The organism is Enterobacter sp. FB (assembly GCF_000805795.1).
GTDB classification, from domain to species: Bacteria; Pseudomonadota; Gammaproteobacteria; order Enterobacterales; family Enterobacteriaceae; genus Enterobacter; species Enterobacter roggenkampii.
This window is the reverse complement of sequence record NZ_JSZC01000013.1, coordinates 438,030-451,309: the sequence shown is the minus strand read 5'-3', so window position 1 is coordinate 451,309 and position 13,280 is coordinate 438,030. Positions and strand designations below refer to the sequence as shown.

The following is a 13,280-nucleotide window of genomic DNA, read 5'->3' as shown; positions in this document are numbered from 1 at the left end:
GTCCTTTTATCATTAATCTGCGCTGACAAGAATGCCCTCTTCAGCGAACGCGGCCCGCAGGCGGCGCGCGAACTGGAGCGCATGCTCGCCATCGCCGTGTAAACATACCGTATCCGCCTGAACGTGCGCCGTTGTGCCATCCACGGCGGTCACTCGCCCGTAGCGCACCATCTCCAGCGTCTGCGCCAGCGCTTTCGCTTCATCGGTAATCAGCGCACCGGCTTGCGTGCGCGGAACCAGACTGCCGTCCGGCATGTATCCCCGATCGGCAAACACCTCCTGCCGCGTGGTCAGCCCCAGCCGTTCTCCGGCACGAATAAGCTCACTGCCCGCCAGGCCGACCAGAATCAGCTGCGGATTACAGTCCCGCACCGCACGGGCAATCGCCGCCGCCAGCACCGGGTCTTTTGCCGCCTGGTTATAGAGCATACCGTGCGGCTTCACGTGACGCAGTACGCCCTTCCCGGCGCGAACCATCGCCTCCAGCGCGCCAGTCTGGTAGAGCACCTGCGCGTAGACCGTCTCAGGCGGCAGGTCCATCGCGGTGCGGCCAAAGTTCTCCCGGTCAGGGAAGCTCGGGTGAGCGCCAATCGCCACGCCATTTTTGATGGCATGACGCACGCTCTCCAGCATGGTTTGCGCATCGCCCGCGTGAAAGCCGCAGGCAATATTGACCGAAGAGACCAGCGTCATTAGCGCCGCGTCGGCGCTGCCGCCCTCGCCCAGATCGGCGTTTAAATCAATCTTTACCATCGAGCCTCCACGCCAGCTGTTCGAGATAGCGCTGCTGATCCTGCCGCGCCTTTAGCGCTTCCTCCAGCGAACACTGCACGAAGTGAATCGGCTGACCGAGGGGAATTTGCGCCAGATGGTAGCGATCGGCTTCAATAATGCAGGCAATTCGCGGATAGCCCCCCGTCGTCTGCGCGTCGTTCATTAAGACGATCGGTTGCCCGTTGCCTGGAACCTGAATCACGCCGGGCAACAAACCGTGGGAGAGCAGTTCCCGGTCGGTGGTCCGGATCAGCGGCTGCCCCTGCAGACGATAGCCCATTCGGTTACTCTGCGGACTAAGCTTCCACGGCGCGCGCCAGAAAGACTCTTTTGAGGCCTCGTCGAACTCATGATATTCCGGCCCCGGTAAGGCGCGGATCTGGTTTCCCCAGAGAAGTTGTTTCACCCCCTGAGCCGTCGAGAAGTGACGCGAAGAGGGCTTAATCGCCAGGCGATCGCCGTCGCGCAACAGACGTCCTTCGTGACCGCCTATCCCGGCTTTCTGATCGGTACTGGATGAGCCCAGCACCTCAGGCACATCAATGCCGCCAGCCACCGCGAGATAGCTACGCACGCCGTGCAGAGGACGTTTTAAGGTCAGACGCTGCCCGGCTTTCGCCCGCAGACGCCAGCCGGTCCACACCGCTTTGCCGTCCAGCGTGGCATCACAGCCGGCGCCGGTGAGCGCGAACCAGGTCTCCTGACCAAACTCAATGACACACTGGCCGAGCGTAATTTCGAGCGCCGCCGTGCTGCCGGGGTTGCCCACCAGCAAGTTAGCGATTTCCAGCGCAGGACGGTCCAGCGCGCCACAATAGCTCACGCCGGACTGGCGCATGCCAAAGCGCCCGGCATCCTGTACGGAGGTGTACAGCCCGGCGCGAATAAGCGTTAACATACCCCCTCCTTCTGCGGGATAAAGCGAAGGGTGTCGCCCGGGCGCAGGAGTATTGGCGACGCCAGCGCGGGGTCAAATAACGGGGTGGCGGTATGCCCAATAAGCTGCCAACCACCGGGCGAAGCCAGCGGATATACGCCGGTCTGCTCGCCACCAATCGCGACCGTCCCCGCCGGTACGCTCAGGCGCGGTTCAGCGCGGCGCGGCGTATGCAGCCGGGGAGATAATCCCCCCAGATACGGGAATCCGGGCTGGAATCCCAGGAACCAGACGACGTAATCCACCGAACTGTGCAGCTCAACCACCTGCTTTTCGGTGAGCCCGCAATGGTCTGCGACCACACCAAGATCCGGTCCTCCCGTACCGCCATAAACGACCGGGATCTCAATGGCACGCGATTCCGGCTCCAGCGCCTCGCTCTCTTCCCACCAGCGCTGTAAACGCTCGATGGCATCCAGCGCCAGCGTATGCGGACTACGCAGCACCACCGTGATGTTATTCATCCCCGGAATGGCTTCAACCACGTCCGGCAGATCGACCAGACGCTGGGTTAGCCGCCAGATACGCTTTTGCGTGGCAAGGGTCACCGGCGGCTCGAGCTCCAGAACCACTGCCGTTTCTCCCAGAAGATAACAACGCGCTCGCTGCACTCAGGCACCTCTCATCAGGCCGGATTAGGGATATCAATAAAGGTTACATCCAGATCGGTATTTTCCGTCAGCCACTCGCTGAGGGCCCGAATGCCGCCGCGCTCGGTGGCATGATGACCGGCCGCGTAGAAATGCAGCCCCTGTTCACGCGCCGAGTGAATGGTCTGCTCGGAAACCTCGCCGGTGATAAAGGCATCAACACCGAAGCGCGCGGCGCTGTCGATAAAGCCCTGCCCGCCCCCGGTGCACCAGGCAACGCGTTTTACCAGGTCCGCGCCCGTATCGCCGCACCACAGCGGGCGACGCCCCAGGCGCGCTTCAATCCACGAGGCCAGCTCCAGTCCGGGAACCGGCATCGCCAGCTCGCCCCACGGCACCAGCGGCTCGATTTCGCCCATTACGGTAATCCCCAACAGCTGCGCAAGCTGAACGTTGTTGCCCAGTTCCGGGTGTGCGTCCAGCGGCAGGTGGTAACCGTACAGGTTGATGTCATTTGCCAGCAACGTTTTCAGGCGGTTGCGCTTCATGCCGCGAATAATCGGTGATTCGTTTTTCCAGAAGTAGCCGTGATGGACAATCACCGCATCGGCTTCCTGACGGACAGCCTCGTCCAGCAGCGCCTGGCTTGCCGTGACGCCGGTGATAATTTTCTGCACCGTTTCGCGCCCTTCTACCTGCAGGCCATTTGGGCCGTAGTCGCTAAAGGAGGCGGTATTGAGTTTTTCGTTAATCAGGCGTTCCAGTTCACTGTTTTTCATCTTTATGCTCTCAAACTTTTCGGGCGGCTTCGTACGCCGCCAGCGTGGCGGTGCGCGCCTGTTTATGGTCAACAATCGGGCGGGGATAATCGAGCTTTACGCCCTGTTTATCCGCCCATGTCCACGGGTCGTGGATCGCTTTCGCAGGAACGTTCCTGAGCGCGGGCAACCAGCGGCGGATAAAGTCGCCGTTGGCATCAAATTTTTGCCCCTGGGTAGTCGGATTAAAAATCCTGAAATAGGGAGCCGCATCGGTGCCGGTAGAGGCCGCCCACTGCCAGCCGCCGTTATTCGCAGCGAGATCGCCGTCGATCAGCTGAGAGATAAAATAGCGCTCTCCGATACGCCAGTCGATAAGCAGATCCTTCACCAGAAAGCTGGCGGTAATCATTCGCAGGCGGTTGTGCATCCACCCGGTTTCATTTAGCTGGCGCATGGCGGCATCAACAATCGGAAAGCCTGTCTCCCCTTTTTTCCAGGCCTGTAAAAGTGCCTCATCATGCTGCCATTTTACGTTGTCGGTCCAGGGAATGAACGGACGATGCTTACAGAGATCGGGATGATACGTCATCAGATGGCGATAGAATTCACGCCAGATGAGTTCGTTCAGCCACACCGAACCCGCCCCACCGTCCATCGCCTGCGGCTGCTCGGCCAGAAGACGATGTAAACACTGGCGAGGAGAGAGTACGCCCAGCGCCAGGCTTGCCGATAAGCGGCTTGTCCCTTCAATCGCCGGGAAATCCCTGCGCGCGTCGTACTCTCCCGCGCCCTGTTTGCAAAACTGGCGCAGCTTCGCAATTGCTGCCTTCTCGTTTGCGGGGAACAGAAGCTCATCGAATGCCTGTTGGGGATAGTTAAACGTTAATTCTGGCAGCGTGGTTATAGCTTCCCCTCTGGCTGCGGGTGCGGGTACGCACTCCGGCAGCGCCTCTTTCAGACGCTTAACAAAAGCATTTTTAAACGGTGTGAACACTTTATACATTTCATGGCCGCCGGTCATGACGCTGCCCGGTGCCAGCATTACGCTGTCATCAAATCCTTCACAAACCACCTCGCCCAGAATGTTCTCCAGTTGGCGATCCCGCAGCCGTTCGTTCAGCTCGTACTGGTAGTTGTAAAAAAGATGCGTGACGCCGTTCTGCTGACATACCTCCCGCAACATCTTAAGCTGCGCGGCAAAGTCACTGACCTCTTTGTAGATCAGGGGGATACCTTTTTCAGCCAGTGAGTGTTGCAGATCGTTCAGATGCGATTTGAGGTAAGCCGCCTGCCGCGGGGCCATATCATGCTGCTGCCACTGTTCGGGCGTAGCGATAAACAGCGCCAGCACGCTGGCGTCATCGGAACGGCAGGCTGCCGCGAGTGCGAAGTTGTCATGTACGCGCAGGTCCGCGCGAAACCAAACCAGATGGGTGGGCATAAAACTCCAGGCAAATATCCATTATGTCCGTAAGGGCATGCCGTAAAAGGAAAAAGCATGCATTGAACTACTTTGCCATGAAGTGTAGACGGGATGAAATAAAAAAGGCCGCCCAAGGCGGCCTTACAGACTGATGACAAGGTGCATGCTGTGCATTTCGCCCGGCGGCGCTACGCTTGCAAGGGCCTACAATGAAACATGCAATGCATTGATCTCTTTGCCCTGTGTAGGCCGGGTAAGCGCAGCGTCACCCGGCAAGAAAGACGGCTATTATGTGCCTGTAAACCCTGACGAGGGGCTATCGCTCCCTCGGCGTTTTTTTCTGGGTGTCGTCTTAGTATCAGTAAAAATCGCAGGTCGCTTTCTCGGCCTGATCCATCCACACCGGCTTCTCGCTGGTTTTCGCCCAGACGCGGTGCAGATAGCTATAAAAACGTGCACGATCTTTCCAGAACAGCATCACCGGCAGAGCCAGTACGCCAGCCACTACGGCGAAAGCGCGGCGCATGAACACGATATGAGCCGGAAACTCTTTATAAAGATCCATATTTTTCTCCCCTATAGTTGGCCGGAAACGTCATCCGGAAAATTCAAAATCTGTGACCTGGCTAAAATAATATCGCTTTGTTTGTAATTTTACTACTCATCCGACCACTTATTTTCGTCCGTTTAGCCAAAATTTACATTCACGCCGTAATTAAGTTACAAAAAAGTTAACGATTTACTTATCAATAGTTAAATTGTGGGCTTTGCCATTTTTATACTTTTTTTACACCCGCCCTTCTCATTTTTGCGAAATCTTTGCGCCATAAATCCTACCGTTAGCACAACAACAAAAGTCACCCGGAGGTGGATTGTGAGTGCAGGTCTTATTGCCGGCATCGTGCTGGTGTTCCTGTTATTGGGTTATCTGGTTTATGCCCTGATTAATGCGGAGGCATTCTGATGGCTGCTCAGGCGTTTTTGCTTATTGCCAGTTTCTTAGTGGTGTTGTTCGTCCTGGCAAGGCCACTGGGCTCGGGGCTGGCACGGCTGATCAATAACGTTCCCCTGCCCGGCACGGGAAGCGTTGAAAAAGGGATCTGGCGCGTACTGGGTGTGGACGATCGGGAGATGAACTGGCGTGACTATCTGATCGCTATTCTGCTGCTGAATATCGTTGGCCTCATCGCGCTTTTTGCCATGCTGATGTTGCAGGGTGTCCTGCCTTTGAATCCGCAGCAGTTACCGGGCCTGTCCTGGCATCTGGCGCTAAACACGGCGGTCAGTTTTGTCACCAACACCAACTGGCAGTCCTATGCCGGTGAAACCACGCTCAGCTACTTCAGCCAGATGGTCGGGTTAACCGTGCAGAACTTCCTCTCTGCCGCCAGCGGTATTGCGGTGATCTTCGCGCTAACGCGGGCGTTTGCGCGCCAGAAAGTGAGCACGCTGGGTAACGCGTGGGTGGATCTGACGCGCATTACGCTGTGGATCCTGCTGCCGATTGCGCTGCTGATCGCGCTGTTCTTCATTCAGCAGGGCACCCTGCAAAACCTGCTGCCTTACGCACCTTATACCTCGCTGGAAGGCGCAAAACAGCTCCTGCCGATGGGGCCAGTGGCGTCGCAGGAAGCCATCAAAATGCTCGGAACGAACGGTGGCGGCTTCTTCAATGCCAACTCCTCGCACCCGTTCGAAAACCCGACCGCCCTGACCAATTTTGTGCAGATGCTGGCGATTTTCCTGATCCCCGCCGCGCTCTGCTTTGCCTTTGGCGACGTGGTCAACGATCGCCGTCAGGGGCGTACCCTGCTCTGGACCATGTCGCTTATTTTCGTGGTCTGTGTTGCGCTGGTGATGTGGGCCGAATGGCAGGGTAATCCGCACTTCCTCTCACTGGGTGCAGATAGCGCAATCAACATGGAAGGTAAAGAGAGCCGCTTTGGCATTCTCGCCAGCAGCCTCTATGCAGACGTCACCACGGCAGCGTCGTGCGGGGCCGTCAATGCCATGCATGATTCCTTTACGGCGCTGGGCGGCATGATCCCAATGTGGCTGATGCAGATTGGTGAGGTGGTGTTTGGCGGCGTGGGCTCCGGTCTTTACGGCATGCTGCTGTTCGTGCTGCTGGCGGTGTTTATTGCCGGTCTGATGATTGGCCGCACCCCGGAGTATCTGGGTAAAAAGATCGACGTTCGCGAGATGAAATTAACCGCGCTGGCAATTCTGGTCACCCCGGCCCTCGTGCTGCTCGGCACCGCGCTGGCGCTGATGACCGAGGCTGGACGCAGCGGCATCTTTAACCCTGGCATTCACGGTTTTAGCGAAGTGCTGTATGCCGTCTCCTCTGCCGCCAACAACAACGGCAGCGCCTTTGCAGGCCTAAGCGCCAACTCTCCATTCTGGAACTGTCTGCTGGCGTTCTGCATGTTTGTGGGTCGCTTCGGGATCATTGTGCCGGTTATGGCGATAGCCGGATCGCTGGTGAACAAAAAAATCCAACCGACCACTACCGGGACATTACCGACCCACGGCGCGCTGTTTATTGGCCTGCTGACGGGCACCGTGTTGCTGGTCGGCGCCCTGACCTTTATCCCCGCCCTCGCGTTAGGCCCGGTCGCGGAATACCTCTCTTTACGCTGATTTTGCGGAGAAATTGTCATGAGTCGTAAACAACTGGCCCTGTTCGAACCGTCATTAGTTCGCCAGGCGCTCATGGATGCGGTGAAAAAGCTGAGCCCGCGCGTGCAGTGGCACAACCCGGTGATGTTTATAGTCTGGGCGGGAAGCGTCCTGACCACCGCCCTGGCGATTGCCATGGGAACAGGCCATATGCCGGGAAATGCGATGTTTACCGGCGCCATCAGCCTGTGGCTGTGGTTTACCGTGCTGTTCGCCAACTTTGCGGAAGCGCTGGCGGAAGGCCGGAGTAAAGCCCAGGCCAACAGCCTGAAAGGGGTGAAAAAGACCGCCTTCGCACGCAAGCTACGTGAACCGAAGTACGGTGCCCAGATGGACCACGTTCCGGCAGATGAACTGCGTAAAGGCGATGTGGTGCTGGTGGAAGCCGGTGACATCATCCCTTGCGACGGCGAAGTTATTGAAGGGGGCGCATCGGTGGATGAGAGCGCTATTACCGGCGAATCCGCGCCGGTGATCCGTGAGTCCGGCGGCGATTTCGCCTCCGTGACGGGCGGGACGCGCATTCTCTCCGACTGGCTGGTGATACAGTGCAGCGTTAACCCGGGTGAAACCTTCCTCGACCGGATGATCGCCATGGTGGAAGGCGCACAGCGTCGTAAAACGCCAAACGAGATTGCCCTGACCATCCTGCTGGTGGCCCTGACCATCGTCTTCCTGCTGGCAACCGCGACGCTGTGGCCGTTCTCTGCCTATGGCGGTACCGCGGTCACCGTCACGGTGCTGGTGGCGCTGCTGGTTTGTCTGATCCCCACCACCATCGGCGGCCTGCTGTCGGCCATCGGCGTGGCCGGCATGAGCCGTATGCTCGGTGCCAACGTCATCGCCACCAGCGGGCGTGCGGTGGAAGCCGCCGGTGACGTGGATGTCTTGCTGCTGGATAAAACCGGGACCATTACCCTCGGCAACCGTCAGGCGTCGGATTTCTTACCCGCCCCGGGCGTGGATGAAAAAACGCTGGCGGATGCCGCGCAGCTCTCATCCCTTGCCGATGAAACCCCGGAAGGCCGCAGTATCGTGATCCTCGCCAAGCAGCGCTTTAACCTGCGCCAGCGCGACGTTCAGAGCCTGCACGCCACCTTCGTGCCCTTCACGGCGCAAACCCGCATGAGCGGCATTAACATTCAGGATCGCATGATCCGTAAAGGCTCGGTTGACGCGATTCGCCGCCACATTGAGGCCAACAACGGTCATTTCCCGCCGGAAGTGGACAGCCTGGTCGAAAGCGTGGCCCGTCAGGGGGCGACGCCGCTGGTGGTGGCCGAAGGCGCGCGCGTGCTCGGGGTCATTGCCCTGAAGGACATCGTCAAAGGCGGCATCAAAGAGCGCTTTGCCCAGCTGCGTAAAATGGGGATCAAAACGGTGATGATCACCGGGGATAACCGTCTTACCGCCGCGGCGATTGCTGCCGAAGCGGGCGTGGATGATTTCCTTTCCGAAGCCACACCGGAAGCCAAGCTGGCACTGATTCGTCAGTATCAGGCGGAAGGCCGTCTGGTGGCGATGACCGGCGACGGGACCAACGATGCTCCTGCCCTCGCGCAGGCCGACGTGGCGGTGGCGATGAACTCCGGTACCCAGGCCGCAAAAGAGGCAGGCAACATGGTCGACCTCGACTCTAACCCGACCAAGCTGATTGAAGTGGTGCACATCGGCAAGCAGATGCTGATGACGCGCGGTTCGCTGACCACGTTCAGTATCGCCAACGACGTGGCGAAGTATTTCGCCATCATTCCGGCCGCGTTTGCTGCGACCTATCCGCAATTAAACGCCCTGAACGTGATGCACCTGCACTCTCCGGCCTCGGCGATTCTGAGCGCAGTCATCTTTAACGCCCTGATTATTGTCTTCCTGATCCCGCTGGCGCTGAAGGGCGTGAGCTATAAGCCGCTCACGGCGGCCGCCATGCTGCGCCGTAACCTGTGGATTTACGGCCTGGGCGGGCTGGTGGTGCCCTTCGTCGGTATCAAGGTTATCGACCTGCTGTTGACCCTGTTCGGCCAGGTTTAAAAGGTGAATCAAATGACCATGTTACGCCCCGCTATACTTCTGTTCATACTGCTGTCTCTCATTACCGGCGGGCTGTACCCGCTGGTGACCACCGCGCTGGGCCAGTGGTGGTTTAAGGATCAGGCCAACGGCTCGCTGATACTGCAAAACGGTGAAAACCGCGGCTCTCGCCTGATTGGTCAGAACTTTACGGATGCTCGCTACTTCCAGGGACGCCCTTCCGCCACTGCCGAAAGCCCGTATAATCCGATGGCATCCGGCGGCAGCAACCTGGCGGGCAGCAACCCCGAGCTGGACAAAGCCGTCGCTGAGCGCGTGGCAGCCCTGCGCGCCGCGAATCCGCAGGCCAGCCGTGACGTTCCCGTGGAGCTGGTAACCGCCTCGGCCAGCGGACTAGACTACAGCCTGACGCCAGCAGCCGTGGCATGGCAGATCCCGCGCGTCGCCGCTGCCCGTCAGCTGACCGTCGAACAGGTGAGCAGGCTTGTGGCAGAGCACACGCAAAAGCCGCTGGTCAGCTTCATCGGCATGCCCGTGGTAAATATTGTTGAGCTGAATCTGGCGCTGGACGCGCTAAGGAAAAACTAAATGACCGACGAGCCCATGCGCCCGGATCCGGACAGGCTGCTCGAACAAACAGCTGAGGCCCATCGCGGCAAACTGAAAATTTTCTTCGGCGCCTGCGCGGGCGTCGGGAAAACCTTCGCCATGCTGACGGAAGCCCAGCGGCTTCGGGCGCAGGGGCTCGATATTCTGATCGGCGTGGTTGAAACCCACGGACGTAAAGAGACGGCATCGCTGCTGAAGGGGCTGGCTACCCAGCCGCCCCGCCGCATCAGCCACCGCGGTCGGTTAGTCACCGAATTCGATCTCGATGCCGCCCTCGCCCGCCGCCCCGCGCTTATCCTGATGGACGAGCTGGCGCACAGCAATGCGCCAGGCTCGCGCCACCCCAAACGCTGGCAGGACGTTGAAGAATTACTTGAAGCCGGTATCGATGTGTTCACCACGGTTAACGTTCAGCATCTGGAAAGCCTGAACGACGTGGTCAGCGGCGTGACCGGCATTCAGGTACGCGAGACGGTGCCCGATCCCTTCTTCGATTCCGCCGATGAGGTGGTGCTGGTCGACCTGCCGCCCGATGATTTACGCCAGCGCCTGCATGAAGGCAAGGTTTATATTGCCGGCCAGGCAGAGCGCGCCATCGAACATTTCTTCCGTAAAGGCAACCTGATTGCCCTGCGCGAGCTGGCCCTGCGCCGAACCGCCGACCGGGTGGACGATCAGATGCGCGCCTGGCGCGATTTACAGGGACAGGAACGCGTCTGGCACACGCGGGACGCCATCCTGCTGTGCGTGGGCCACGGCAGCGGCAATGAAAAGCTTGTCCGCACCGCCGCGCGCCTGGCGGCCAAATTTGGCAGCGTCTGGCATGCGGTGTATGTCGAAACGCCGCAGCTGCACGCGCTGCCCGAAAACCAGCGCCGCGCGATCCTGAGTTCGCTGCGCCTGGCGCAGGAGCTGGGCGCGGAAACCGCCACCCTTTCCGATCCGCAGGAAGATAAAGCCATTCTGCGCTACGCGCGCGAGCATAACCTGGGGAAAATCGTCATTGGCCGTCGTCAGCATCGGCGCTGGTTTAGCCGAGAATCCTTTGCCGACAAGCTGGCCCGTCGCGCGCCGGATCTGGATCTGGTGATCGTGGCGCTGGACGACAAACCTACCCCCTTACCCAATCGCGCGCCGGACAGCCGTACCTTCAGCGATAAATGGCGCATTCAGCTTCGCGGCTGTCTTGTCGCCGTCGTGCTCTGCGCCCTGATTACCGTGATTGCCAGCCAGTGGCTGATCGCGTTTGATGCCGCCAACCTGGTGATGATCTACCTTTTAGGCGTGGTGGTGGTGGCGCTCTTCTACGGGCGCTGGCCGTCGGTCCTGGCGACGGTGATCAACGTCATCAGCTTCGATCTGTTCTTTATTGCCCCCCGCGGGACGCTGGCCGTCTCGGACGTACAGTACATCCTCACCTTTGCCGTCATGCTCACCGTCGGGCTGGTGATCGGCAATCTGACGGCGGGCGTGCGCTATCAGGCGCGCATCGCCCGCTATCGCGAACAGCGCACGCGCCATCTCTATGAGATGTCGAAATCGCTGGCGGTGGGCCGCACGCCGCTGGATATCGTGCAGACCAGCGAGCAGTTTATCCGCTCGACGTTTCATGCCAGCAACCTGATTTTACTCCCGGACGAACACGGCAAGCTGCGCCCGCTGACCTCCGCCACAGGCATGACGCCCTGGGACGAAGCCATCGCGCGCTGGAGCTTTGACAAAGGCTTACCGGCGGGCGCAGGGACCGACACCCTCCCCGGCGTGCCCTACCAAATTCTGCCCCTGCGCAGCGCCGATAAAAATCAGGGGCTGGTCATCGTGGAGCCTTCCAACCTGCGCCAGCTGATGATCCCCGAACAGCAGCGTTTACTGGAGACGTTTACGCTGCTGGTTGCCAGCGCGCTGGAACGACTGGCCCTCACCGCCAGCGAGGAACAGGCTCGGCTGGCAAGCGAGCGTGAAAGCATTCGTAACTCGCTGCTGGCGGCGCTGTCTCACGATCTGCGTACCCCGCTCACCGTCCTGTTCGGTCAGTCAGAAATTCTGACGCTGGACCTGGCGGCGGAAGGCTCGAAGCATGCACTTCAGGCCAGCGAGATCCGCCAGCACGTGCTGAATACCACACGCCTGGTGAATAACCTGCTCGACATGGCGCGTATCCAGTCGGGCGGATTTAACCTCAAAAAAGAGTGGCTCACGCTGGAAGAGGTGGTGGGCAGCGCGCTGAAAATGCTCGAACCCGGCCTGGGCGGGCGACATATTGCGCTGAACATGCCCGAGCCCCTGACCTTAATTCATGTTGATGGTCCGCTGTTTGAACGGGTGCTGATCAACCTGTTGGAAAATGCCGCCAAATATGCGGGCGCCAGCGCGCAGATTGGGGTGGATGCGACGGTGGACGACGGCGCGCTTCGCCTTAACGTCTGGGATACCGGCCCGGGCATTCCTGCCGGGCAGGAGTTGGCTATTTTCGAGAAATTCGCGCGCGGCAATAAGGAGTCGGCCATTCCGGGCGTGGGGCTGGGGCTGGCCATTTGCCAGGCGATCATTGACGTGCATGGCGGCTCCATTTCCGCGGAGAATCGTCCGGAAGGCGGTGCGCGTTTTTGTGTTACACTTCCTCTGGAAACCCCGCCAGAACTTAATGAATTACCAGAGGATTTGTGATCAACGTTCTGATTGTTGAAGATGAGATCGCCATTAGCCGTTTTCTGCGCGCTGCGCTGGAAGGAGACGGTCTGCGCGTCCATGATGCAGGTACGCTTCAGCGGGGGTTAATTGAAGCCGCCACCCGCAAGCCGGACCTGGTGATCCTCGATCTGGGTCTCCCGGACGGTGACGGCATCGATTTTATTCGTGAAGTCCGTCAGTGGAGCCAGATGCCGATCCTCGTGCTCTCCGCCCGTACTGAAGAGACGGATAAAATCGCCGCGCTGGATGCCGGGGCGGATGACTACCTGATTAAACCGTTTGGCATCGGCGAGCTACAGGCTCGCCTGCGCGTGGCGCTGCGTCGCCACAGCGCCACCACGCCTGCCGATCCAACCTACACGTTTGGGGATATCCGGGTTGACCTGGCCGCGCGGCGCATTGTGCGCGGCGAAGAGGAAATTCACCTCACGCCCATCGAATTTCGCCTGCTCGCCGTGCTGCTCAACAATCACGGCAAGGTTCTCACCCAGCGCCAGCTGTTAAGTCAGGTGTGGGGGCCCAACGCCGTGGAACATAGTCACTATTTACGCATATATATGGGGCACCTTCGTCAGAAACTCGAAGTCGACCCCGCTCGCCCTCGCCATTTATTAACTGAAACCGGTATCGGTTATCGGTTTATGCTCTGAATAACTATTCAGTTTATTTTTAAATAGAATCAAAACCCCTCAGAAAATATTTCATAAATAATCCACTCGATATTTTTTTGGTTATTTATGTCCATTTAAAACATTTGCAATACACCCTGTTAACCCGATATCAAC

Annotated in this window: 12 protein-coding genes; 6 read left to right on the top strand and 6 right to left on the bottom strand. The window is 59.0% G+C overall.

Annotated features, from left to right (window positions below; genetic code table 11):
- Positions 1-12: 12 nt before the first annotated feature.
- The 6 genes from pxpA to PI91_RS08975 all read right to left on the bottom strand — a co-directional run bounded on the left by pxpA (position 13) and on the right by PI91_RS08975 (position 5,050).
- Entirely contained in the window at positions 13-753 is a 741-nt protein-coding gene (gene pxpA / locus PI91_RS09000) for a 5-oxoprolinase subunit PxpA (protein ID WP_008501084.1), read from the bottom strand.
- Entirely contained in the window at positions 740-1,672 is a 933-nt protein-coding gene (gene pxpC, locus PI91_RS08995) for a 5-oxoprolinase subunit PxpC (RefSeq protein WP_039265972.1), read from the bottom strand. Before pxpC ends, pxpA begins: the two co-directional genes overlap by 14 nt.
- Positions 1,666-2,322: a 5-oxoprolinase subunit PxpB gene (gene pxpB / locus PI91_RS08990; protein WP_021241020.1), complete on the bottom strand. Its 657-nt coding sequence runs from the start codon at positions 2,320-2,322 to the stop codon at positions 1,666-1,668. The genes pxpC and pxpB overlap by 7 nt, the downstream gene beginning before the upstream one ends.
- A gap of 14 nt (positions 2,323-2,336) precedes the next feature.
- On the bottom strand, positions 2,337-3,080 hold the full coding sequence (locus PI91_RS08985) for a type 2 GTP cyclohydrolase I (RefSeq protein WP_021241021.1): 744 nt from the start codon (positions 3,078-3,080) through the stop codon (positions 2,337-2,339).
- Between the two features lie 10 nt (positions 3,081-3,090).
- Positions 3,091-4,503, bottom strand: coding sequence for a deoxyribodipyrimidine photo-lyase (phrB, locus tag PI91_RS08980; protein WP_039265970.1), 1,413 nt, complete (start codon positions 4,501-4,503; stop codon positions 3,091-3,093).
- Positions 4,504-4,843: 340 nt separating this feature from the next.
- On the bottom strand, positions 4,844-5,050 hold the full coding sequence (locus PI91_RS08975) for a YbfA family protein (RefSeq protein WP_008501079.1): 207 nt from the start codon (positions 5,048-5,050) through the stop codon (positions 4,844-4,846).
- A 309-nt stretch (positions 5,051-5,359) separates the two neighbouring features.
- Between PI91_RS08975 and kdpF the strand changes: the two genes are divergently transcribed.
- The 6 genes from kdpF to kdpE are packed head-to-tail and all read left to right on the top strand — an operon-like array spanning position 5,360 to position 13,145.
- Positions 5,360-5,449: a K(+)-transporting ATPase subunit F gene (gene kdpF, locus PI91_RS24635; protein WP_014069365.1), complete on the top strand. Its 90-nt coding sequence runs from the start codon at positions 5,360-5,362 to the stop codon at positions 5,447-5,449.
- On the top strand, positions 5,449-7,128 hold the full coding sequence (gene kdpA / locus PI91_RS08965; protein WP_039265969.1) for a potassium-transporting ATPase subunit KdpA: 1,680 nt from the start codon (positions 5,449-5,451) through the stop codon (positions 7,126-7,128). Before kdpF ends, kdpA begins: the two co-directional genes overlap by 1 nt.
- Positions 7,129-7,146: 18 nt before the next feature.
- Entirely contained in the window at positions 7,147-9,195 is a 2,049-nt protein-coding gene (gene kdpB, locus PI91_RS08960; protein ID WP_039265967.1) for a potassium-transporting ATPase subunit KdpB, read from the top strand.
- Positions 9,196-9,207: 12 nt separating this feature from the next.
- Complete coding sequence (gene kdpC, locus PI91_RS08955; RefSeq protein ID WP_023343593.1) at positions 9,208-9,783, top strand: potassium-transporting ATPase subunit KdpC; 576 nt, start codon at positions 9,208-9,210, stop codon at positions 9,781-9,783.
- Positions 9,784-12,471, top strand: coding sequence for a two-component system sensor histidine kinase KdpD (gene kdpD / locus PI91_RS08950; RefSeq protein ID WP_008501075.1), 2,688 nt, complete (start codon positions 9,784-9,786; stop codon positions 12,469-12,471).
- Positions 12,468-13,145: a two-component system response regulator KdpE gene (kdpE, locus tag PI91_RS08945; RefSeq protein WP_008501074.1), complete on the top strand. Its 678-nt coding sequence runs from the start codon at positions 12,468-12,470 to the stop codon at positions 13,143-13,145. The genes kdpD and kdpE overlap by 4 nt, the downstream gene beginning before the upstream one ends.
- Positions 13,146-13,280: the final 135 nt, after the last annotated feature.